This is a genomic window from Vagococcus allomyrinae, from assembly GCF_017829975.1.
Taxonomy (GTDB): Bacteria; Bacillota; Bacilli; order Lactobacillales; family Vagococcaceae; genus Vagococcus_D; species Vagococcus_D allomyrinae.
Map to the genome: position 1 here is coordinate 24,834 of NZ_JAEEGA010000009.1, position 23,334 is coordinate 48,167.

Genomic DNA, 23,334 nt, shown 5'->3' on the forward strand with positions numbered 1-23,334 from the left:
CCGATTTTTATTGTTGATAATAAGCAGCTAAATACTCGGTAAAGAGTAAATTTGTGAGATAATGTAGACTAAAGCGGTCAGCGGTATCAATTCCTTCAATCGAAGCCGGCGAAATCATGCCGTAAAGCTGGTAATCAGTTAGTGCGGCGATTGGATTAGTGGAGAAACCAGTGATGCTGAGAGTGGTTGCCCCTTTGACCGAGGCAATCGTCGTGGCCGATAAAACAGTTTCGGTCGTACCGCTGACGCTAAGGGCTATGGCTAAGTCGTTTTTTGTTAACAATTTTGCATTGTGTTTCATCACATGAGGATCGATAAAGGTGTGGCTGTTTATGCCTAAAATTTTCAGGCGCTCATGAAGTTCTTCAGCCGGGAAGCGTGAGAGACCAACAGCAAAAAAGACAATGCGGTGGGCTTGGTGGATCTGCGTGATGATTTTGTCAATCACGTCTTGGTTGATCAGTTGTTTTGTTCGCACAATTTGTTCATCTAAAGTCGTCAACGTGATGACGTTCTCCTTTTCATGAGTCGTCAAATACAAGGCCTCTCTAAAATCAGAAAACCCTTTAAACCCTAATTTTTGACAAAGGCGGGTAACGGTATTGGGGACAGTATAATTTTGGGTGGCAATCTCACGGATGGTTAATGATTTGATGACGTCTGCCTGATTTAACAAGGATTGTAAGACATCTTCCTCTGTTGAGTTAAGTTGATGACGGTTCTTTTTAAGCAATTCGTAAAAATACATAAAGAGCCTCCTAAAGTAGCAAATGTGATGATGTTCAGTTGCGGTCGTGTTGATTAAACTAGCCGAGTTTCCTGGCCCCAGCTAGAGATTATTTGACAGAAACGATCGCTTTATTTCCGGTAACAGCATGACGAGGGATATAGGTTTATCATAGCTGATTTTTTTCGGAGTTTCAAATTTATCTGAAGAGTCACTGAGTGAAAAAAAGCTGCTTTTTCATTAATCAGTAAGTAATAAACAAGGAAAGTAGGAGCAGAAATGAAAATTGGTATAGCGATGGATTCTTTTAAAGGAAGCGTGACAAGTTTAGCTGCTGGGTTGGCTGTGGAGCGCGGGATTAAGCGAGTTTTGCCAAAGGCCCAGATTGAACTTTGTCAGGTTTCAGATGGGGGAGAAGGTAGCTTAGAGGCGATTTATGGGCACTGTGGGGGAACGTGGCAAAGGCTAAAAACGGTTAACCTGATGTTTGAACCTGTGGAAGTCGACTATCTAATTAGTTTGATTCAAGGAGAAAAAACTGCTGTCATTGAAAGTGCCAGAATAATTGGGTTGCATTTTATTCAGCCTAGTGAGTCTACCGTTGATCAAAGTAGTAGTTATGGGCTGGGGCAAGTCATTAAAGATGCCGCTGGTAAAGGTGTCAAAAGAGTGATTGTCACTTTAGGAGGAAGTGGCACGACGGATGGTGGCTTAGGTCTGTTGCAATCATTGGGAGCTGAGCTTTTTGATGAACAAAAGAAGCTGATTGGCTTGACCAATCCTCTCAGAATGATTGCCAGTTTGGACATCGAGCCAGCCCTTGAGTTTTGTCGACAATCTGGCATTCAATTGGAAATAGCCAACGATGTGACCAATGTTTATGGCGGAGAGGCAGGGGCTGCTTTTGTTTTTGGTCCCCAGAAAGGGGCAAGTGCTAGTCAATGTCAGTGGTTGAACGAGCAATTATTGAAAGTTGCGGCTTATGGTATCGAGACTTACGATATCGACTTACAAAAAGTTTCTGGAAGTGGGGCGGCTGGTGGACTTGGTGGTGCCTTCTGTTTGCTCGGTGCGAAGATGATTTCGGGATTTGAGCTGATGTCAGAGGTGCTTAACTTGGCGGAACGTCTTAAAGGAACTAGCGCGATTTATACGGGGGAAGGCAGCTTAGATGGTCAGTCAGCTGCTGGGAAAGTCCCAGCTGGCATCGCAGAAATCGGCAATCGCTATGGCATTCCTGTGATCGCATTAGCTGGACGACGGGATCAGTCTTTAGGTCAGTTAGAAGGGCAATTAACAGCGGCTTTTTCAATTCAATTAGAACCATGCTCTTTAGCTGAAGCGTTGACTAAAGAGAAAACGGAGCAGGGACTGGAGACAGTTGCCAGTCAAAGCATTAAACTACTGCAAGCCTCTTTTGCCTCAGTCGATAGCTGAGACAAGAGAAACTTAAACTAAAAGTAGCTTGGCATCTTTGGTTACGGCGTAGATATCTTCAAATTTTTCGTCAACGATGGGCGATAACTGTTTGGTTCGTTTAATTGTTAAACTTCGGTAAAGAAAGTAAGGCATGATCCAACCGAGAGTGCCAGGAATAGCTAAGCTGACCATTAAGGGGATCTGATGACCGAGGATGGCAAAGACCGCTCCTGCCATCAAAGCAGTCCCGATCACGCCGAAAAGATAAGCGACGGTGGCGGGAATCAGTCGTTTAGCGTGTTTAAGCGAGATGATTTCTGCCACAATCCCATCAAATTTCCGTTGCAGACGGTTTAGTTCAGCCTGGTGGTCAATTTTGCGGTCTCGTTTGAATGTTAAGGTGACGGTATTAGGTTGAAGCGTTGCCGAGTGACTGTCTAGTTGCCAGCCAAAATGAAGGTAGTTGTCCAGATAGATTCCTGCTACTTGCTCATTAATGGTTATGTCCGTATAGTCGTAGCCGATAAATTTATTTTTTTCCACGTGTCTCACTCCAGTTAGTCAGTCTTTCAAGGTTTCCCCTTGTTGATTCCTTTATATTACAAGGAGAATGTTGGCAAATCGTTTAATAAATGTTGCCAAAATGTTAAAAAGCTAATCCTTTTGAGCGATTTCAACAAGTTTTTAGGGTAATGATAACCGTCGTCCCACGCCCTAATTGACTGGTAACCTCAATTCTTCCTTCCAGTAATTCAATGACTTTTATAACCAAGGCAAGGCCTAAGCCGTTTCCTTGGCTATTGTGAGAGTGATCTCCCTGATAAAATTTATCAAAAAGATGGTTTAGGGTGTAATCGTCCATGCCACAGCCGTTATCACTAATGGTAACAGTTAGTGAGTCATGATCAGATGTTTGAGATAAGGTAATGGTGCCAGCGACTGGCGTAAATTTTAAGGCATTTGCCAAGATGTTTCGCCAAATAATTTCGACCATGGCGGGATCGGCTTGTATGTTTACTCGTTCTTCTATATTAGCTTGAATGGTCATCCTTTTTTCATTAAATAGTGGTTCGAAGCTCAACAAGGAGTCTGTTAACTGTCGGCAAACATTGTAAGGCTCTGTTGCTAGCTGGATTTCCTGATTTTCCAACTTGTTTAGGCTTAAGATATTCGTCACTAAATGACTGAGGTTATTGGTGGCCGTAATGATGGTCCTCGTATAGGCCTGTTGTTTCTCAGGGGATAAAGGTTCTTTGAGCGCTGTTGCGTAGTTTTGGATTATTGCTAACGGGGTTTTAAGTTCATGGGAAACGTTGGCAACAAAATCTGTTTTTAGGGTTTCTAAAGAGCCTAGTTCCTCTACCATTTTATTAAAATCCTGAAACATCACATCGACGTGAGTTAATTTTGTTGAGTGATGAATCGGTGCCAAATGGATTGAAAAATCACCATTAGCGACTTGTTTCGTCGCCTGACCTAGCCGTCTCATAGGTTCATCAAAAGCACGTCGCTTTTGAATGGTGGTTATAAATGTAAAGATAGCCGCAATAAGTGCCCAGTATAACAGGTACCAGAATAGATATGGTTGGCTTTCTTTAAGGATGTCCAGCTTGTCGGTTGCGGTTATGCCGTAGATGATTCCCGGGAAAGCACCAAGAGCGCCTAATAAAAGGAACGAGGCGGCGTAACCCCACCAAGAAAAATAGCGAACGTTAATATCAAAGGGTTCTTTTTTCATACCAACACCGCCTTATAACCTAAGCCATAAACTGTGACAATTTTAAATGCGGTGGCAGTTGAAAATTTATCTCGCAGTCTCGTCATATAGACATCAACGGCTCGCAAACTGGTTTGACTGTCAATCCCCCAAAAATCATCCATCAGTTGGCCACGAGAAAATGTCTGGTTAGGGTAACTTAACAATTTGTACAGCAAATTAAATTCGCGTAAGGTAACAGGAACATCTTCTCCCTTTAAGGTGGCGGTTAAAGCCTGTTGATTCAAAACGAGTTCGCCAATTGTCAGTGATCCTGCCGTCGCGATGTTGGCGCGGCGCAATAAAGCCGTTATGCGCAATGATAATTCCGCCATATTTAAGGGTTTGACCATATAATCGTCAATGCCAATATTAAAGCCACGCTGTTTGGCCGAAAAATCATCTCGTGCTGTCATAAATAAAATTGGAATGTGGGCATCAACCTTGCGAACGCTCTGGGCAAACTCAAAGCCGTCGATCTCAGGCATCATAATATCCGAGATGATCAGATCAAACGAATGGTTATACATCTTTTCATAAGCCTCGTTAGCATGGCTGCAAGGGCTAACTTTATGGCCATTATTTAGTAAAAAATCACTGATAATATCCCTTAATTTGTCGTCATCTTCAACAATTAGAATGTTACTCAAGATTTCCACTCCTTTAACTAGTTGTTACACTTATTATACGGTAAAAAAAGTGAAATACACAGGTTATTGCGAGAAATGGATTTAATTGAGTCGTTATGCATAACTTAATGATATGTCAGAGGAATGGCCTAAAGAGGAGGCTAATTCGCCAAGGGTTCCTCTAAAACACAATGTTAAGTCTGCTTCTTGGGTGAAATCTTGTGGGAAGTAGCGACTGGCGGGCTTGCTAAGAAGCACAGTGGTCGCTTTGTTGAGCGTTTCAGCGACAAATTGCGAACAAAAGCAACCAGTCAATGAATGAAAAGGCAGTCCTATTAAGCCAGCAATTAAACTAGCAGAACTATAGGCAGTGTGATCGCCGTGAGCAAATTTTTTACTGTAACGCTTCATGCGTTGGTAATTTTCGTCTGAGACCTGTACGCTGTACAATTCGCAGATAGCCATTACTTTTTTGGGAGAATTCATTAACGTAGGATGTTCTTGACAGAACCCTTTTTCTAGTCGGAAACTATAGAAGTCATTGAGATCGTCATCAAAACAGATTGACGCATGAGTGAATTGACTATTTGTTAGGTGTTGCAAAACATGCGAGAAAAAATCCTCATAGCGGGTCAGTAAGACATAAACAGTATGTAAGTGAGCCATGGATATTACCTCCAAGTAATTAGTTAACAATGACAGCATAAAGGAAAAATGTTGCTAAATTACTTATAAATTGTTTGAATTGTGTTAATAAGGGAGCAGATGTTATATTAAAAGAAAGAAACTTGGAAACAGGAGGACGAAATGAGCAAATTGACAACCTTAATTATTGTAAGAGGAAATTCAGGAAGCGGGAAAACGACCACTGCCAAGCAACTACAAGAGAAGTTAGGAGATGGCGTCTTATTGATCTCTCAAGATACTATCCGGCGAGACATGCTGTCAGTTAAAGATGGACCTACTTGTCCAGCTATTGAGTGGATTGAACAGCTTGCTCGTTATGGCAATGGACGGGTCTCCTATGTGATCATAGAGGGGATTTTACGCAGAGACTGGTACGGTCAAATGTTGAAGGGACTAATTGAAGAATTTGATCAGGCCCTTGTCTATTATTTTGATTTACCATTTGCAGAAACTTTAAAGCGCCATCAAACCAAAGCTAAAGCGACGGAATTTGGTGAAAAGGAGTTGAATACTTGGTGGTTGACTGAGGATTTTTTAGAGGTGGCAAATGAGCAAAGAATTGGTCCAAACGTGACAGAAGCGGAGCTTTTGAAGGAAATAATGATGGTTTTACCTCAAAGAGGTGAAGGGATAGTCCTACAGACAGCACGCTGTATCGTCCGTTCATTTGAAGAAAGGGATATCACGTCATTTATAGCCTATCGCAACAATCAGAAGTGGATGCTGTACCAAGGGTTTAAAGGGCTGACAGAGGCGACTTATAAGGAAACTTTGCTGACAGATGGGACGCTTTTTGAAGGCAAGCAATTGGCCATCGTCAGCTTGTTGACCGATCAATTAATCGGCGATGTTTTTCTGAAGTTGGAAAAACAAGTCCTCTGGTTGGGGTATACCATTGCACCTGAGTTTGGGCGACAAGGTTACGCTTATGAAGTGGTGAGGGAACTGATTGGCTGGGCTAAAAGTCATCATTATACGGTTAAGGCTGGGGTTTTGACCGGAAATCAGGCGTCGATTGGTCTCTTGACTAAATTGGGCTTTACTTATCTCGAGACAGTTGAAGGCGAACTGATTTACCAATTGTGTGAGTGAGGTTATCTGAATGATTTTCACAAATAGTTTCAAAGTGATACCGGGAAACCTGAGAAGAAAGAGGGAGAGGGCGGTATCAAATTGAAACTTTGTGATCTTTATTCTTTCATTTAACGATCCATTTTGTTAAAATAGAGAACGCGTGATAAAAAGGGATAGGGGTGTCCAATGGAGGAAGCAAAAATTATGTGTTTGCGTTGTGGTAATCAAGAGGTGGCGTTAAGTCGACATGAGCATGGGGAGAACTATGTGTTGTTTGGTTGTGATGAAAAGAAAGCTTTATCTCCAGAAATAACGATTGCCATCAATGTGGCTATTTGTGATAAGTGTGGGGAAGTCGCTTTTTTAAAGGCAAAGGAAGTCACGGAGCCAATAGTTTAAGATCATTTTTTTAGAAAGTGGTCAATAGTAGCTCTCAAGCTATTATTGCGCTATAATAAAGGGAGTAGTAACAGATGTGTTGATGTTAAGGCATGCTTTTTAAACAAGGAGGCGGTAAAAATGGAAGAATCAGTGTTCTTTAATCGAGGAAATGCATTGGCTTCAAAAAAGGATCCTAAAGATTTATACCGGACCGTTCAAGTTGAGCAGTCAAAACAGCGTGGCAAAGAAAATCTTGTGATTGTCTTGGATGAAAATAATCAGGAACATCTTTTGTTTAGTTTTGATGATCAATTGCCTAAACAAACAGGAGAAGAGTTTAAAATTAAAGAACGAATTTAGAATAGACATCCAGTAAAATCAGCAGACCATATAGTTCTACTTGATTACTTACATAACAAACAGTACGTTAATAAGAGCTATATAAACTAAAAGAAGGAACTTAGCTAGTTATTAGTAGAGGGACTTCTTTTTGTCTTTTCTCGATTTGCCAGGAATAGGAGCAGTTAAATGAAAGTGACAAGAGGGATGTTGCACCCTGAATTGCGACTAAAAGGAACCGTCATTCGGAAAGTGTTTAATTTTAAAACTGAAAAAAACTTTCAAACAACTGCCAAACTGGTTCGAAAAGTGATGCAAGGCAAAACCAGTGCTGTGATTGACTGTCAAGAACGCATGATGATAAAAAACGATGGTCAAAAGTTGCGTCTTTGCTTGTATCAATCCCATAGCCCAAAAAAGAATGCCACGGGTGTTTTGTGGTTTCACGGTGGTGGGTATGCGACTGGGGTGCCAGAGATGGATTTAGCGTATTATGAAAAAATGATTGCCACCAGCAACTGCGTTATCGTGGCACCTGATTATACCTTATCCACTGAAGCTCCTTATCCCGCAGCTTTAGAAGACGGCTATGCTGCCTTACTTTGGTTGAAGGAACATGCCGATGAATTAGGGATCCGCAGTGATCAGCTTTTTGTTGGTGGTGACAGTGCCGGGGGTGGTTTGACGATTGCCACCGTTCTCTATGCTCGCGATCAGGGGGAGGTCAATGTGGCTTTTCAGTTGCCCATGTACCCGATGATTGATGATCGGATGACGACGGCGTCGATGGTGGAAAACGATGCGCCTATTTGGAATGAACGAAGCAACCGCGTCGCTTGGGCGATGTATTTAGGCGAGTTAACAGGCAGTCAGGAAGTGCCCGTTTATGCGGCGCCTTCCCGTGAAACGAATTATCATGGTTTGCCACCGGCTTATACATTTATCGGAACGGTCGAACCTTTTTATGATGAAACGATGATTTACATTAAGCAATTGCAAGAAGCAGGGATTGAAGCTCAGGTTGATGTCTATGAAGGTTGTTTCCACGGATTTGACATTATCGGTCGCAAGGCTGCCGTTAGTCAAAGAGCGTTGGACAACATGATGAGGGCCTTTAAAGAAGCCACCGACGCTTATTTTGCAAAACAAAGGGACTAAAACAAGGCATGCTCGTTGGATAATCGCGAGCATGTCTTGTTTGTTTGTGGTTTATGGGAGGGGATCTTTGCCTAAAGCGTTTTTGAACAAATTATACTTAACAAATAATAATTCAACAATGACAAAAAGCATAGCTGTTGATTCGTAAGTTTTCCCTGACAAGTTAGCGAGATTAACAATCGATGTGGTAAAGTAGATGTTTTCAGTAGATATCCGCGCTAAAGTGCTATTTTTAAGTTTGGAAATAGAAATGACTTTGACGCCTAAAAAGGTCAACTGTTTTGCGGCATTAACTACGTGAGTCGATTCGCCATCGAGGGACAGCAGAATCACCACATCTTCAGCTGTTACGATCTTAAAAAATTCATCGTGAATCTGATTGGTATCCAAATCATAAACGCAGTCGCCACAAGAAAGGAAATTTTGCTTAAGGTGTTTTGCTGCCTGGTTTTGAATATCGCCTGAACCAAAAATAAATAGTCGCTTGCTTTGATGCATGAGCTGACAAATAGCGGAAAAGTCTTTTTTCTGCAATTCGTTAATGGCGTGAATATAGCCCTCAGAGATAATCTCCGTTACGTTTTCCTGGGCTTTTGTCGGGCCTTGAGTTTCCCATTTTAAAAATATTTTTAGCTCACTAAATCCCTCTAAGCCAATCTTTCGTGCGAAACGCAAAATGGTTGTTCGAGAAACGTTGCAAAAATCAGCTAATTCATTGACGGTCATCTTGGCACAACTCTGTTTATTAGTATTGATCATCTTCCAAATGTAACGGTCATTTTCGTTTAATTTATCGTAGTATTCATTGATTAAAGCGTCTAATTTCACGTTGAGTCCACATCTTTCTTATTGAGGTAGCGCTCTCATTTTTGAGGGCTTTTTTCTGTCTATATCAGGATTATAGCATGTTTTTTTTATTCGTCACAAGGTTTCTTAAGACTATAACGAAGTGAGTTAAATGAGGGGAGCAATTATAAAGGTAATAAAGGTGTGAAAATGTCCGCTTTTTGTGCAAAGAAACAAGAGCTGTCCATTGGATTCACTTTTGGGAAAACCTCTTGTGTTACTGTGAGCATTTGATAAACTGAGAGCAATTACATAAACGTTAGCGACGTTAAATGAAAAAGAAAGGACAGAATGTTAATTGAAAAAAAGAAATTGAGAAGAGGGATGTACAGATGATGAAAAAAGTTCAGCAGTTTGGTGGTGCTATGTTAGCCCCAGCTTTATTATTTTCTTTTGCAGGGATTGTGGTTGGATTCGCTATTTTATTTAAAAATCAAGAGATCATGGGAAGTCTGGCAAATCCAGATGGTAACTGGTACAAGTGTTGGGATGTGGTGTCAGAAGGAGCTTGGGCAGTCTTTAGACAAATCCCATTACTATTTGTGATTGGACTGCCAATAGGGTTGGCTAAAAAACAAAGCGCCCGTGCTTGTTTAGAAGCATTGGTAATCTATCTGACGTTTAATTATTTTGTTTCGGCAATCTTAAATTATTGGGGCGCTAATTTTGGCGTCGATATGTCGGCTGAAGTTGGCAGTACTAGTGGTTTGGCCATGATAGCAGGCGTTAAAACCTTGGATACGGGGATGATTGGCGCGTTGATTATCTCTGGCATTGTGGTTTTTTTACACAATCGTTATTTTGATACCGCCTTACCAGAAATGTTAGGAGTCTTTAGAGGAAGTTCCTTTGTCGTGATCATTGGCTTTTTCGTGATGTTGCCAGTGGCGTTACTCTTTGCCTTTATTTGGCCGAAGTTTCAAGGGGTCATCTTAAATATGCAAGATTTCTTTATCTCATCTGGTAATGTGGGAATTTGGGTCTATTCATTTTTGGAAAAGATCTTGATTCCAACTGGTTTGCATCATTTTATTTATTCTCCATTTGCTTATGACAGTATTGTCGTTCCTGGTGGAACAGCGGCATACTTTTCAGAACATTTAACGGATTTCCAAACAACCTCAAAAAGCTTAAAAGAAATGTTTCCAATTGGTTTTTCACTGTCTGGTATGTCAAAAGTTTTTGGGTCTGTCGGGATTGTCCTGGCCTTTTATCGCACCGCTAAACCTGAGAAACGAAAAGCCGTTTTAGGGTTGATGATACCTGTTGCTTTAACGGCTATTATGGCGGGAATTACCGAGCCATTGGAGTTTACTTTCTTATTTATGGCGCCGGTCTTGTTCGTGGTTCATGCTATCCTTTCCGCGACCATCTCAACAGTAAGTTTTGCTTTTGGGGTCGTGGGGAACTTTGGCGGTGGTTTGATTAATTGGTTTGCGATTAACTGGCTTCCTTTATGGAAATACCATTCGTCCACGTATATTACGCAAATTATCATTGGTATTATTTTTATCGGAATTTGGTATCTTGTTTTTACTTTCCTTATCTTGAAATTGAATTTGCCGACACCTGGTAGAGAGGCCGAAGATCAAGAAATGAAGTTGTACTCTAAAAAAGAATATCAAGCATTAAAAGAGGCCGAAAGTCCAACAGAAAGTAGTAAGTCTTTAAAGGGAGATGCCAAAAAAGCTCATGATTTTCTTGAAATCTGTGGTGGCAAGGATAATATTGTGGATGTCACCAATTGTGCCACGCGACTGCGTTTAACTGTTAAAGATGGTAGCCTAGTGGGCAGTGATGGGGATTTTAGGTTGCGAGGCGCTCAAGGATTAGTGAAAAATGGTCAAGCGATTCAAATCATTGTTGGGTTATCAGTACCAAGTGTTAGAGATGAGTTTGAAAATTTATTATAGAAGAGGATGAATAAACATGGAAAAAAAATCAATTTTAATTGCAGGTGGCGGTAGTACTTATACGGCAGGAATCGTCGTAATGATGCTGGAATATTTGGATAAGTTTCCTGTTAGAAAAATTAAAATGTATGACAACGATGAGGAACGCCAACAAAAGGTAGCAGAAGCTTGCGAGATCATCATCAAAGAACGAGCCCCTGAGATAGAGTTTTTGTATACGACAGATCCAGAGGAAGCTTTCACGGATGTTGATTTTGTGATGGCGCAATTGCGTGTTGGAAAATATGCCATGCGCGAACAAGATGAGAAAATACCTTTCAAGCATGGGGTTGTCGGTCAAGAAACCTGTGGTCCTGGAGGCATCGCTTATGGCATGCGTTCGATTGGCCCAATTATTCAATTGGCAGACTATATGGAAAAATATTCTCCAGAGGCTTGGTTGTTAAACTATTCTAATCCAGCGGCGATTGTGGCTGAAGCAACCCGTCGTTTAAAACCTGATTCAAAAATTATCAATATTTGTGATATGCCAATTTGTTTAGAAGAAATCATGGCACGGGTTATCAATAAAAAGTCTCGCAAGGAGATGGACGTTCAATATTTTGGTTTAAATCATTTTGGTTGGTGGACCAGTATTAAAGATAAAGAAGGCAATGACTTAATGCCTGAAATTAAAGCCCATGTGGCCAAATACGGGTACGCAGAAAATACGCCAGCTGGTCAACATAAGGAAGAAAGCTGGTTGGAAGCCATGCGTGCAGGTAAGCAATTGCTGGAAATCGAACCCGATTTCTTATCAAACACTTATTTAAAATACTATTTAATGGCAGATGAAACGGTAGCCCATGCCAATAAAGACTACACAAGAGCCAACGAGATCATCGATGGTCGGGAAAAAAATGTCTTTAACGAATGCGCGCGGATTGTCGCCAACGGTTCTGCCAAGGATACGACGATTGCCTCTAGTGAACACGCCGTCTTTATTGTTGACCTGGCTCGGGCTTTGGCATACAACACGAAAGAGCGGATGCTCTTGATTACTGAAAATAAGGGAGCCATTGAAAACTTTTCTAGCGATGCCATGGTTGAAATCCCATGTATTGTTGGGAAGGATGGTTATGAACCCATGAGTGTTGGAAAGATTCCCACCTTCCAAAAAGGATTGATGGAACAACAAGTGGCCTCTGAAAAATTGGTAGTGGATGCTTGGGTGGAAGGATCTTACCAAAAGCTCTGGCAAGCGATTACCATGAGTAAAGTTGTACCAAGTGCGCAAGTTGCGAAGGATATTTTAGATGACTTAATTGTGGCTAATCAGGAATTTTGGCCAGTGTTAAGTTAACAATATTCTTAGAGACAGAGGCAGAGGGCGATTTTGTCGCCCTCTTGTTAATGCAAAGGGAGGGATAAGCATGGCAATCATCATCGGCAATAAATTGCATAGCTTGGGACAATGGCTGACAAAAAAGCGTGATAATCAGCGAATAATGAAGCTAGCAGAATTATTTTTCTTTAGCTTACCAACTTTATTTTTACTGTACCATTATTTAATGGCAGTCCTAAGTGAGCAGGATTTTTTTCATCTCTTAGTCAGTAATCCTAGATATACCATCCAATTTATGACCTACGCGTCTTATTATTTTGTGTCCTTACTATTTCGATTGTTAGGACAGTTAGTGAATAAACCGCAAGAAAGTAGTCTGGTTAAAGTCGTCTTATTGCTGACATTGGTGAGCCAATTACTCAGTTTAAATCTGGTAGTTACAGCAGTTGTCTTAATGGTTAGCCGTCAATTGTTTCAGCGGGAAATGCTACGAATTAACATTCCTGACGTTTTTGCTAGCCAACAAAAAGTTTTACTGGTGCTAGCCAGCTGTTTACTGTTGGTTTCAGGTCTCTTGGCATTGATGACAGCAGTCTTATCTTAAAAGTGAAAGGGCGTTGAGTATGGCGGATAAAACAGTCTCAGCAAACATCAGCAGTGAGGCTACACGGCAAAAGCAATTATACATAGGGCTTTATTTGGTTGCCTATCTGGCATTTTCATTTGCTTCCACGCAGTTCACCCCCTTTTTATCTAGTCTAGGCTATGATACGTTTGCCCGGGGGCTTTTGCTAGCATCTTATGCTGTGACGACGTTGGTATTTCAATTAGTATTAGGGTTCCTGTCGGATAAGTATCAAACAGTGAAAAAGGTTTTAGCCATCGTCCTATTAATTTACGCAGTGGCCAGCCTCTTATTCTTTAATCTCAATCAGCAGCATTTTTGGTGGCACATGGTATTAATCGCTATTAGTGGCGGGGTGTTGAACACGGCAACTGGCTTGTTGGATACCTGGGTATTGCAATCGCCATTGGCAGTTCGCAAGTCTTTGTCGTTTTTAAAAGCCTTTGGTTCCGTCGGTTGGGCTTTTGGTAGTCTGAGTGTCTCGTTCGTTGTTTTGAATGTGGGATATCGCGGCTTAGGCTTCAGTATTGTGTTACTGATCGCCATTGCGGTAGCTGTTGGGACACTTATCGAAGACAGTATTGCAATTTCAGAAAAAAAACGACAGACAGAACTGACATTATCTGATGTCGTGTTACTACTAAAAGATAAGCGTTACAGTTTGTTAGTGTTGATTTTATTTCTTTTGTATTTTGTTATTATATGCAACAATGTTACGGTCATAGACAAGATGTTGGAATTAAAGGCTAGCACCTTGGAAATTGGTTATAAGTGGTCGATCCAATCTTTGTTTGAAATTCCAGCTTATTTAATTGGCGGTAGGTTACTTCAAAAAGTCAACGGCTACCATTTATTGACAGTTTGTGGAACAGCTCTATTTATTCAATTTATTCTTTATGCTACTGCTTCAACAGTTCAGCAAATCATTGTGATTAGCGGCATGCAAATGTTGACCACCCCGCTATTGATGGTGTCATCAAAAGTGTTGATTTACGAGTTGTCTAGTGAACACATGAAAGCCACGGGGCAGATGTTGGCTTTGAGTATTTTTATAGGCTTAGGATCAATGGTAAGTCCGGTTGTTGCTGGCTTTTTGGTTCAATGGCAGGGAATTACCTTTACGTTATTTGGGATTGCGAGTATTCCGTTAATCGCCATTGGTTTGTTAATTCTTTTAAGAAGGATGGGGGAACGTTACGATTAACTAATGAAAAACCAGTCATTCGTTTTGTGAATGGCTGGTTTTTGGTTAAGTCTATTTAACTAGTATAGGATGCTTAATTAGTTAATCTTTCCTGAATAAATGTCAGTAAGGCCTGCTTCACACTCTCGGGAATCCATTCTCTCAGTCGGGCGGTTGCCACTGGCAGCAACCATTTATCAATATCCTGATGCTTACAAGGTTAATTTATGTTTTAGACGATCAATAATTAATTGATATAACCATCATAAAGAGCCGTGTTTTTATCAACAGTTTGATAACGTTTTAAGGTGCCAGATTTACTTCCACGGGTATAAAAATAAGTTGCTGGTGGTGTACCGGTAAATTTGACCTTAATATTAACGTATTCGCCTTTAGCGGCAAAAGGTACAGATTGAAAGGCATGTGGCGTAGAAAGTACTTCAATAACCACACCTGGATCATCAGGCTGTTCGGCTTCGGCAGCGAAGAGTTGTGTTGGGAAAAGGAATATCGCTAATAGAATGACTAACCACGTGCTGATTTTTTTCTTCATAAAGTAACACCTCTATTATTATTTTGTAAATGTTCACAATAATGGTGATAACATTAAGAAAAAAATGCGCCTACCGGAAGGTGTTTGATCTGTTAAGTGCGAGTGATGATAACCAAGCAACACTCAGTTTTTTTATTCGTTTTCATCAAGTTCTTCTAGGTAGGTTGTTAAGTTCTGACTATAGTCTTCTAAGTACTGTTTTGTCTGTTCAGCAGACAGTTGGCCAATTTCATCTTCTGACTTAAGGGTCGGGAAGTTGGTTTCCGTTTCACTGACGGCTTCTTCAACTACCACGGGCTCCTCAGTTGGCTCGCCGATAATGTCAATGACTTCTCCTGTGACAGGCTCTGCTTCGCTGATATCTTCGACAATAGGTTGTTCTTTTACGACATCACCCACCACTTCTTGACTATACCCTAATAGAGAAATTAAGAACAGTAAGGCTGTGCCAATCGTTACCAGATACACGCCTATTGCCTGTTGTGGTTTATTCAATTTCATAATGCTTTTAATTCGATCTGCGACAGGTGATGAGACTAGACTCGCCTGGCCATTCCCATCGATTCCTTTGATGGCATTCAACAAAAGCAGTTCCGCGTATTCTTGGCGTTTTGACAAGCCGAAGTGTTGAATCACCACTTCATCACAGGCTTTTTCAATATCTTCTGATAATAGGTGGTCCAGTAACCAGACTAAAGGATTAAACCAGTGAAGGGCACAAAGTATGGTGCTCCAGCGTTTAATTAAGACGTCCTGCTGTTTGATATGAGTCATCTCATGGGTGATGATATAGTCCATGCTGACAGAATCAATATCGGTCAACAGCGACTGAGGCAAGATGATTTTCGGTTTAAAAACCCCATAAGCAAAAGGTTGCAGCAGTTCATCAGAATAACGAATTTCGGTTTTTTTATTAATGCCTAAGGAGTCAGTCCAGCCTTTTTCAAGACCACCGGTGAGAGGTAAGCTAGATTTAGCGATAAAGTCAACTTTTCGGTAATCAAAAAAGAATTTCATCAAGGTTACGGCTGCACCAATTAAGTACAGAATAATAATGATTGCCGAGGTATTTAAATGTGACTGACTGTTAGCTTGAATCACCGCATCGCTTAATGGGATGGTGGTAGTTTCGGGATGGAGAATGTTGATTGTCACTCCTAAAGGGATGGTTAGACGAACCATGCAAATTAGCCATAATAATTTATAAAGGCTACTGGGCATTTTCTTTTTAAATAACAGTTTGATCAACACAATAAAGACTAGGAGTAAGCAGTATTTGATAAGGTATTCGTAGATAATGGCCATGGGCATTCCTACTTATTTTCTTCAATAAAGTTAAGTAATTGCTTAACACTTTTGGCAGTTAGGTTTTCATTTTTGGCTAAGGCCGCTAAAAAACGATCGTAAGAGCCATCGTACATGTCATGAACTAATGCTTGAGTGCGTTCGTCGGCGACTTGGTCTCTGGTGACTAAAGGCGTACAGAGAAAATTGGGATTGGAGCGTTCAACAGCCCCCTTGGCCATGGCTTTCTTTATAACAGTATAGGTGGTATTGCGGTTCCAGCCAATTTTTTCAGCCAAAATGCGGGCAATATCGCCGGCAGTCATTGCGCCATGGTCCCACAAAACATCCATAATATTTAACTCAGAGTTTGATAATTTCATTAGGATAACCTCCAGGTTTATATGATTCGATAACGTTGACTAATAATAGCGTCAATGCTATTCTACACGTAGAAAGATCTATAATCAAGGGCTAGCTAGGAGAGATGAATTGAAACGGAAAAAATTGAGAGTGATGTTGATCTTTTCCAGTGTATTGCTAATAAGTGTCGTGGCAATATTATTCTTAAATAGAGGGAAACAGGAAAATCAAGAGACGATAGAGCCAAGTGTGGTCAAAGACGATGGTGAACGTTGGATTCAAATTGTTCGGACATCGGAATCGGAACCATCAGATTTGTATTTATATGATAACGGCGTACTATCAGGTTGGTTGGAAGTCAAACTAACTGTTGAAAAAGAAGGGCTCTACATTGCAACCTATATGGGAAAAATCCATCGAAATCGTTTAGATTTTTGATGGATTTTTATGTGTCTGATAAATTGAGGAGAGATAGAAGTATGGGGAATCAACTATGACCGCATGATGCAAGTGATTGCATAAGTGAATGGGGAATTGACTTATGCCTCCTAGCTCCCTCGTTATTCTAATACTACCATGTGACTAGTGTAGTAGTCAACGTTTCTTAAGGTAAACTCATTGTTTATCGCTATTTTCTTATGAAGGAAGTAGTTATTTTTTAGTGGAGAGAGCGTTATGTTAATTTGCTGCGGAAAACTTTTGTAGAGGATTAAGACAAGATCGACTGACGGGGGGATAGGTGTAACTCATTTTTTTCATAAAGGTTGTTCCAGCGTGATGATTTTTTCTTTACTTTTTAAGGGGTTTCTTATATGGTAGAGATAGTTTCCTATAAAGAAAAGGTGATGAAAATGGAAAAAGAAAAAAAGCCTTACGGAACGGTTTTAGTTCGAGCGTCAAAGATCATGGATTTTTTAGCAGAATCAACGGCAACAGAGTGCCTTAAAGATATTGCTAGCGCCACTGGGATGACGACGTCAACCACATTAAAAATATTGGATACGTTGTTGATGATTGGGTATGTCACACGTGATAAAGGCAGCAAAGAATATTCATTAGGCCCTTCTTTGGTTCGTTACGCGAATAAATATATCAATGACTCGGTGTTAGTGAAAGTTGCCACCCCTTTATTGGAGGAGCTTCATGAGTTAGTGGATGAAACCATTCATTTAGGCATATACAGTGGCAATGAAGTGATGTACTTGAATAAACTAGAACCAAAAAAACAATCGATTTATATGACATCTAAAGTAGGGAGCACTCGTCCGCTTTATAGTTCTGCCATGGGGAAAGCGATTTTAGCGACCTTTACTGAAAAGGAACTAGTCGATTATTTAGCGAAAACTGAATTGGTTCCGTTCACAGCTAATACGATGACCAATACGATGGCATTAAGAGCCGATATTGACAAAGTAAAAGGGCTAGGTGTGGCTTTTGATGATGAGGAAATGGAACAAGATTGTTTTTGTATCGGGGCAACCATTAGATTAGAGGATAATCAGTACGGTGCTTTTAGCGTTAGCATGCCTAAGTTTAGGGTAACAGAAGCGAAAAAAGCAGAGTTGATACAGTTAATTAAGGCGACTAAAGCCGGGATTGAGAAAGAGATCGCAGAAGGATAAAAGACGTAGCTGAGAAATGATTAGGAAATAGCTGATTTGCTTTAAGCTGATAAGACACTGATTGCCCCGCTTGGGAAGGATCAGTGTTTTTTTTATGCCCTTAGTCAGATTTCGCTAATGAGAATTCTTCTGAATTAATTGAATGAAAGCCCTTGAATTATTTTATAATAAGCGCTATACTGTAGTTGTATTTCTTTAAAAGAAATTTAAGTTTCTTTATAGGAAATTTAAGTAAAAGAGAATCTTCTTATTTTGTGGTTGAAGTTGATGACAAAATGAGTTAATTAAATTGAAGGAGACGATACTACATGAAAATGGAAACAAGATACGCAACGAATCCTGAGGCGATTAGACATCATTCTACGGAACAATTGCGCGAGGAATTTTTAGTGGAAGAATTATTTGTACCAGGCGAAGTGTTGTTAACGTACACTCACAATGATCGGATGATCTTTGGTGGGGTGACGCCGACAACGTCTACTTTGGAAATTATTCTAACGAAAGAGTTAGGGGTGGATTATTTCTTGGAGCGCCGTGAGTTAGGTGTGATTAACATCGGCGGACCTGGTAGTATTTCAATTGATGGCCAAGAAGAAGAGATGAAAAAGCAAGACGGGTATTACATCGGGAAAGAAACGAAACAAGTGCTATTCAAATCGGATGACGCGTCTAACCCGGCAAAATTTTATTGTGTATCTGTCCCTGCTCACAAGGTTTACCCAAACGTCAAAATTAGTATCGACGCCATTACGCCAATGGAAACAGGGGAACCGAAAACATTGAATGAGCGCAAGATTTATCAATACGTCCATCCGAATGTTTGTGAGAGCTGTCAGTTGCAAATGGGGTACACGATTTTAGCTGAAGGTTCTTCGTGGAACACGATGCCTTGTCATACTCATGAGCGCCGGATGGAAACGTATCTTTACTTTGACATGGATCCAGACACACGGGTCTTCCACTTTATGGGCAAACCAGATGAGACCAAACACTTAGTGGTTGCTAATGAGCAAGCGGTCATTTCACCAAGTTGGTCCATTCATACTGGCGTGGCAACTGCAGATTATACCTTTATTTGGGCGATGTGTGGTGAAAATATTACGTATACAGACATGGACATGGTTGCCATGGATCAACTGAAATAGAAAAAGGAGATGCTACAATGACAGAATTTAAGATGGATGCCTTTCATTTAGAAGGTAAAGTTGCGTTGGTTACAGGAGCTGTTTACGGGATTGGCTTTGGGATTGCGTCATCCCTTGCGGCGGCAGGAGCTAAAATTGTTTTTAATAGTATTAATGACGAGTCAGTGGCCCAAGGATTGGCTGCCTATCAGGAAGCAGGGATTGAGGCTTATGGGTATGTTTGCGATGTGACAGATGAACCTGGTGTCCAAGCGATGGTTAAACAAATTGAAAAAGAAGTCGGCGTGATTGATATTTTAGTCAACAATGCAGGGATTATCAAACGGATTCCCATGTTAGAAATGTCAGCGGAAGACTATCGCCAGGTTATTGATGTGAATTTAACAGGGCAATTTATTGTAGCTAAAGCTGTTTTACCGTCAATGATTGAAAAAGGTCATGGGAAGATTATTAATATCTGTTCAATGATGAGTGAATTAGGCCGTGAAACGGTCAGCGCCTATGCCTCTGCAAAAGGCGGATTGAAGATGTTGACGAAAAATATTTGTGCTGAATTTGGCGGTCATAACATTCAATGTAACGGCATTGGACCTGGTTATATTGAGACGCCACAAACAGCGCCATTACGGGTGGAAGGTCATCCTTTTAATAATTTTATCATTGATAAAACACCGGCGGCTCGTTGGGGAACTGTGACTGATTTACAAGGTCCAGCTGTTTTCCTAGCTTCAGATGCCTCTAATTTTGTTAACGGGCATATTTTATATGTTGATGGTGGAATTCTCGCGTCAATTGGCAAACAACCTTAAAAGGTTGACAGTGAATAACTAAAAGAGAATGGCGCTTTTTGCCATTCTCTTTTGTCAGTTTTGGTCCAAATGAGTAGGTTGAGGAAGGGTTTGTCGAAATGTTGAAAAATTCGTTTTATCATGACTTAAGTGATCAGAATAAGTATATGATCAATTGTTGTTTTTTTATTTTTTTTGTGAATGGTCTGTACGCCATGATTTTTGGGTCGATATTGCCGCTTTTAAGCGACGCCTATGGCTTAAACGATACTGTCAGTGGCATGTTGATTTCCAGCCATCAAGGAGGAAATTTACTTGCGGGCTTTATTGCAGGGATTTTACCGGTCTATTTAGGGCGTAAAAAGGCAATTCTATTTTTAAGTAGTTTTGTGATGATTGGTTTTGGTTTGATCATTGTGACAGGCCAGCCTTGGGTATTATTTGTGGCTTTTTTCTTTACGGGAATTAGTCGAGGCAGTATTTCTAACTTTAATAATAAAACAGTCAATGATGTTTCAAACAGCAGTCCAGCCGCTTTGAATTTTCTCCACAGTTTATTTGCAATCGGAGCTTTACTAGCACCGTTTTTAGTGATTGTAAGTACCGCTTTTTTTGGTGGAAAAGGCTGGCAAGTGGCTTGTGGGGTGATTATTTTATTAGTGATGGTGTCCCAGTGGCTGTTTTCTAAAATGCCTCTTGAAAAGGAACAGGGACTAGAAAAGGCAAGAGTAAAAAGCGGTGGGTATGCCTTTTTCAAAGAGCGTCTGTTTTGGACGACTGTTATCATTCTCTTTTTTTACTTATGTGCAGAAGCAGCGATTAATGGTTGGTTAGTGACGTATTTTGTTGACGCCAATATTATGAGTGTTCAGCAAGCTCAGTTATTGGCTTCATTGCTTTGGTTAGCCATCTTATGTGGACGGCTCGGCTGTACTTTTTATGGCGATCGCCTGTCGCGTAGTCGGTTGCTCGTAATCATTAGCATTGGCACGAGCTTGTTTTATTTTTTGTTATTATCAACTCAAAATTATTATGTGATTGTATTGGCGGTCTTTGGTTTAGGTGTCTCTATGGGAGGGATTTATCCGACGGCAATGACGATTGCTGGTTCCTCAATTAAGCAGTACCCGATGGCTATGGGCTGGTTGTTAGTCATCGGCGGCATCGGTGGAATTATGATGCCAATCGTGACAGGGATTTTATCCACTAATTATGGGATTTTCGCTGGAATGGCAGCTATCATTGTAGCGATTATCATCATGTTAGTCGGCGTTGTAAGTTATGTTCGGTGGGAAAAAGGTGCTAAATCCATAGATTGAGTACTAGATAGTTCGAGAATATCAGACAATCTACTATAATGCAGATGAATGATTCCCGTAACTAATAAAAGAGAAGTTAAGTGATTATGGCTTAACTTCTTTTTTAGGGCAAAATCATCAAAATTACTGACGATAATGCCCGATTTTTTGAATCTATTTTCATGGAATAGCATGAAATAATAGGGTACAATTTATCTACCAACTAACTAAAGAGAGGTTATTAAATGTCACTCAAGGAAAATTTTGCTGAATCAAATAGTCAAACATTAGAGTTATTAATTAAGAAACTTATGAAGGGGCTTACAGGGATTGTGGATGATGGCACCTATTCATTTGAGGCGAATGGTGAAGTTGTGGATGATAAGAGCTGGAATGCCTGGAATTGGCCTCAGGGAGTAGCACTTTACGGATTGTATAAGTACGGGAAAAAACAAGGAGATGCTGAAGCGGCTCGTATTATATCTGATTGGTATCAGCCTTATTTACAAAGTGTTTTTGCTGATAAAAACATTAACAGCATGGCACCGATATTAACCTTAGCTTGTCTGTATGAAGACTCTGGTAATCCAGAGCTAATTCCCCATTTAGAGGATTGGGCAAAATGGTCAATGGAAACGCTGTCCAAAACGGCGTTTGCTGGCTTTCAGCACGATACTTTTGGTGTGACAAATCATCAGCAATTATGGGATGACACTTTAATGATGTCTGTGCTAGCTTTAGCCAAAATTGGGGTGCTATTCGCTAATAGTGAGTATCTGGCTGAAGCTGAACGGCAATTTTTAGTCCATTGTCAATTTTTAATGGATAAGCAAACGGGCTTATGGTATCACGGTTGGACCTTTGCCGGAAAACATAATTTCAGCAATGTTTTTTGGGCTCGAGGGAATTGCTGGATAACGATTGCGATTCCTGAGTTTATCTCGATTATGGGTGAAAAGTTATCGCTATCAGTGAAAAATTATTTGATTGATGTCTTAAATGCCCAAATTGATGGTCTGGTTAAGTATCAAAATCCTGAGGGACTGTGGCACACAGTCCTTGACGACCCGACTTCCTATGTTGAAACATCGGCAGGGTTTGGTTTTGTCTATGGGATTGAAAAAGGGGTTTCCATGGGAATTGTCAGTGATGACCGCTTAGTTCATTCAACTCGAGCATTTGAGCAGCTACTATCGTTTATTACCAGTGAAGGGCAAGTCAAGAATGTATCGGCGGGGACGCCGATGGGAGAGACGAAGCAATTTTATAAGGATATTCCCATTACGGATATGCCTTATGGTCCTTCGTTAGCCATCTTGGCTTTAGGAGAAAAATTGTCAGAGGAGTAGTGCCAATGAATAGTGATTTAGTTGATAAAGTCTATTTTGATCAGGACTTTTCTATCTATCATAAAATTAAAATTCAACATCGGATGGAACGTCCTCATTTTCATGACGGCTATGAAATTCATTATACACAATCGGGAGTCACGGAGTATTACATTGATGAAAAGAAATATCATGGTGGGATGGGAACTGTGGGAGTCATTAACTCCCATGAAATTCATCGGGTTGTTGTGGATAAAGAAGAAGAGTATGAACGTTATTTTATTTATTTCAAACCTGGCTACTTACATGAATTTTATGATCAATATCCAGAATTGAACATGTTGTTTACCTCAAGATTTGTCGGTTTTGAGAATTGCATTAATTTAAATTCAGATGAACAGATTGTGTTTAAACATTTTTTAGATGAGCTGTATACCTTAAGTCAAGACGAGGGGATTTATTTAAGAGAGTTAAAGAGCAAATTATTATTAGTGCGCTTGATCATCTTTTTAAATGAAAAATTTATGACTCAGACGAATGTTAAAACCCCAGTTGAATATAAGGGCAAAGAACAATTGGAAGATATCACAAAATTTATTCGCCATAATTATGCGGAAAATATCACATTGGATTTATTAACGGAAACGTTCTTTCTCAGCAAATCAACCATCATTCGAATTTTTAAAAATAACTTAGGCATCACCCCTGTTCAATACTTGATAAACATTCGCATAATGACCTCACGGCAATTATTGAAAAGCGGTCACAGCGTGAAAGAGGTATCGGAGGCGATCGGTTACAAGGATGAATCAAGTTTTATCAAAAAATTCAAAAGTATTCAAGGGGTATCCCCTAAAAATTATGTGAAACAAAACAATCGCTAAGGAGGCGT

Annotated in this window: 25 protein-coding genes and 1 pseudogene; 17 read left to right on the top strand and 9 right to left on the bottom strand. The window is 40.4% G+C overall.

All coding sequences use genetic code 11. The features are described 5' to 3' along the window. Positions 1-7 precede the first annotated feature (7 nt). Complete coding sequence (locus I6N95_RS13915; protein ID WP_209529014.1) at positions 8-748, bottom strand: MurR/RpiR family transcriptional regulator; 741 nt, start codon at positions 746-748, stop codon at positions 8-10. Between the two features lie 258 nt (positions 749-1,006). On the opposite strand from I6N95_RS13915, the gene I6N95_RS13920 reads away from it, so the two are divergent. Then, positions 1,007-2,164 carry a glycerate kinase family protein gene (locus tag I6N95_RS13920; RefSeq protein WP_209529016.1) on the top strand — a complete coding sequence of 386 codons (1,158 nt, stop codon included), beginning with the start codon at positions 1,007-1,009 and terminating at the stop codon, positions 2,162-2,164. A gap of 12 nt (positions 2,165-2,176) precedes the next feature. Here I6N95_RS13920 and I6N95_RS13925 read toward each other — a convergent pair whose 3' ends face one another. From I6N95_RS13925 to I6N95_RS13940, 4 genes are all read right to left on the bottom strand, one after another. Further along, positions 2,177-2,689: a hypothetical protein gene (locus tag I6N95_RS13925; RefSeq protein ID WP_209529018.1), complete on the bottom strand. Its 513-nt coding sequence runs from the start codon at positions 2,687-2,689 to the stop codon at positions 2,177-2,179. 130 nt (positions 2,690-2,819) lie between these two features. Continuing rightward, on the bottom strand, positions 2,820-3,884 hold the full coding sequence (locus I6N95_RS13930; RefSeq protein ID WP_209529020.1) for a HAMP domain-containing sensor histidine kinase: 1,065 nt from the start codon (positions 3,882-3,884) through the stop codon (positions 2,820-2,822). Next, positions 3,881-4,552 carry a response regulator transcription factor gene (locus I6N95_RS13935; protein WP_209529022.1) on the bottom strand — a complete coding sequence of 224 codons (672 nt, stop codon included), beginning with the start codon at positions 4,550-4,552 and terminating at the stop codon, positions 3,881-3,883. Before I6N95_RS13935 ends, I6N95_RS13930 begins: the two co-directional genes overlap by 4 nt. A gap of 93 nt (positions 4,553-4,645) precedes the next feature. After that, on the bottom strand, positions 4,646-5,197 hold the full coding sequence (locus tag I6N95_RS13940) for a hypothetical protein (protein WP_209529024.1): 552 nt from the start codon (positions 5,195-5,197) through the stop codon (positions 4,646-4,648). A gap of 150 nt (positions 5,198-5,347) precedes the next feature. On the opposite strand from I6N95_RS13940, the pseudogene I6N95_RS27830 reads away from it, so the two are divergent. The 5 genes and pseudogenes from I6N95_RS27830 to I6N95_RS13965 all read left to right on the top strand — a co-directional run. Next, positions 5,348-5,821: pseudogene (locus I6N95_RS27830) on the top strand (kinase); the annotation flags it as partial. Further along, positions 5,822-6,310: a GNAT family N-acetyltransferase gene (locus I6N95_RS27835; protein ID WP_430727544.1), complete on the top strand. Its 489-nt coding sequence runs from the start codon at positions 5,822-5,824 to the stop codon at positions 6,308-6,310. 168 nt (positions 6,311-6,478) lie between these two features. After that, positions 6,479-6,691 carry a hypothetical protein gene (locus I6N95_RS13955; RefSeq protein ID WP_209529025.1) on the top strand — a complete coding sequence of 71 codons (213 nt, stop codon included), beginning with the start codon at positions 6,479-6,481 and terminating at the stop codon, positions 6,689-6,691. A 120-nt stretch (positions 6,692-6,811) separates the two neighbouring features. Continuing rightward, positions 6,812-7,033, top strand: a complete 222-nt coding sequence (locus I6N95_RS13960; RefSeq protein WP_209529027.1) for a hypothetical protein — start codon at positions 6,812-6,814, stop codon at positions 7,031-7,033. Between the two features lie 168 nt (positions 7,034-7,201). Further along, positions 7,202-8,170, top strand: coding sequence for an alpha/beta hydrolase (locus tag I6N95_RS13965; protein WP_209529029.1), 969 nt, complete (start codon positions 7,202-7,204; stop codon positions 8,168-8,170). 51 nt (positions 8,171-8,221) lie between these two features. Here the strand turns inward: I6N95_RS13965 and I6N95_RS27720 are convergent, their stop codons facing one another. Further along, positions 8,222-8,998 (bottom strand): MurR/RpiR family transcriptional regulator, encoded by a 777-nt coding sequence (locus I6N95_RS27720; RefSeq protein ID WP_209529031.1) that lies wholly within the window; start codon positions 8,996-8,998, stop codon positions 8,222-8,224. 350 nt (positions 8,999-9,348) lie between these two features. Between I6N95_RS27720 and I6N95_RS13975 the strand changes: the two genes are divergently transcribed. From I6N95_RS13975 to I6N95_RS13990, 4 genes are all read left to right on the top strand, one after another. Next, positions 9,349-10,929 carry an alpha-glucoside-specific PTS transporter subunit IIBC gene (locus tag I6N95_RS13975; protein ID WP_209529033.1) on the top strand — a complete coding sequence of 527 codons (1,581 nt, stop codon included), beginning with the start codon at positions 9,349-9,351 and terminating at the stop codon, positions 10,927-10,929. A 16-nt stretch (positions 10,930-10,945) separates the two neighbouring features. Then, a complete protein-coding gene (locus tag I6N95_RS13980; RefSeq protein ID WP_209529035.1) occupies positions 10,946-12,271 on the top strand; it encodes a 6-phospho-alpha-glucosidase in 1,326 nt (441 codons plus the stop codon). Between the two features lie 70 nt (positions 12,272-12,341). After that, entirely contained in the window at positions 12,342-12,857 is a 516-nt protein-coding gene (locus I6N95_RS13985; protein ID WP_209529037.1) for a hypothetical protein, read from the top strand. Between the two features lie 19 nt (positions 12,858-12,876). Then, a complete protein-coding gene (locus I6N95_RS13990; RefSeq protein ID WP_209529038.1) occupies positions 12,877-14,082 on the top strand; it encodes an MFS transporter in 1,206 nt (401 codons plus the stop codon). A gap of 226 nt (positions 14,083-14,308) precedes the next feature. On the opposite strand, the gene I6N95_RS13995 is transcribed toward I6N95_RS13990, so the two are convergent. The 3 genes from I6N95_RS13995 to I6N95_RS14005 form a co-directional block, all read right to left on the bottom strand. After that, positions 14,309-14,614: a hypothetical protein gene (locus tag I6N95_RS13995; RefSeq protein ID WP_209529040.1), complete on the bottom strand. Its 306-nt coding sequence runs from the start codon at positions 14,612-14,614 to the stop codon at positions 14,309-14,311. Between the two features lie 132 nt (positions 14,615-14,746). After that, positions 14,747-15,919 carry a M56 family metallopeptidase gene (locus tag I6N95_RS14000; protein ID WP_209529042.1) on the bottom strand — a complete coding sequence of 391 codons (1,173 nt, stop codon included), beginning with the start codon at positions 15,917-15,919 and terminating at the stop codon, positions 14,747-14,749. Positions 15,920-15,927: 8 nt separating this feature from the next. After that, on the bottom strand, positions 15,928-16,281 hold the full coding sequence (locus I6N95_RS14005; RefSeq protein ID WP_209529044.1) for a BlaI/MecI/CopY family transcriptional regulator: 354 nt from the start codon (positions 16,279-16,281) through the stop codon (positions 15,928-15,930). Between the two features lie 109 nt (positions 16,282-16,390). Between I6N95_RS14005 and I6N95_RS14010 the strand changes: the two genes are divergently transcribed. The 7 genes from I6N95_RS14010 to I6N95_RS14040 all read left to right on the top strand — a co-directional run bounded on the left by I6N95_RS14010 (position 16,391) and on the right by I6N95_RS14040 (position 23,326). Next, positions 16,391-16,699, top strand: coding sequence for a hypothetical protein (locus tag I6N95_RS14010; protein WP_209529046.1), 309 nt, complete (start codon positions 16,391-16,393; stop codon positions 16,697-16,699). Positions 16,700-17,073: 374 nt separating this feature from the next. After that, positions 17,074-17,883, top strand: a complete 810-nt coding sequence (locus I6N95_RS14015; RefSeq protein ID WP_245249524.1) for an IclR family transcriptional regulator — start codon at positions 17,074-17,076, stop codon at positions 17,881-17,883. A 308-nt stretch (positions 17,884-18,191) separates the two neighbouring features. Beyond that, complete coding sequence (kduI, locus tag I6N95_RS14020; RefSeq protein ID WP_245249526.1) at positions 18,192-19,028, top strand: 5-dehydro-4-deoxy-D-glucuronate isomerase; 837 nt, start codon at positions 18,192-18,194, stop codon at positions 19,026-19,028. Between the two features lie 17 nt (positions 19,029-19,045). After that, the gene (locus I6N95_RS14025; protein ID WP_209529048.1) at positions 19,046-19,837 is read left to right on the top strand and encodes a gluconate 5-dehydrogenase; all 792 of its coding nucleotides are present in this window, start codon (positions 19,046-19,048) and stop codon (positions 19,835-19,837) included. A gap of 98 nt (positions 19,838-19,935) precedes the next feature. Continuing rightward, on the top strand, positions 19,936-21,135 hold the full coding sequence (locus tag I6N95_RS14030; RefSeq protein WP_209529050.1) for an MFS transporter: 1,200 nt from the start codon (positions 19,936-19,938) through the stop codon (positions 21,133-21,135). A gap of 224 nt (positions 21,136-21,359) precedes the next feature. Further along, entirely contained in the window at positions 21,360-22,463 is a 1,104-nt protein-coding gene (locus I6N95_RS14035) for a glycoside hydrolase family 88/105 protein (RefSeq protein WP_209529051.1), read from the top strand. 5 nt (positions 22,464-22,468) lie between these two features. Then, entirely contained in the window at positions 22,469-23,326 is an 858-nt protein-coding gene (locus I6N95_RS14040; RefSeq protein WP_209529053.1) for a helix-turn-helix transcriptional regulator, read from the top strand. The last annotated feature ends 8 nt before the right edge of the window (positions 23,327-23,334 follow it).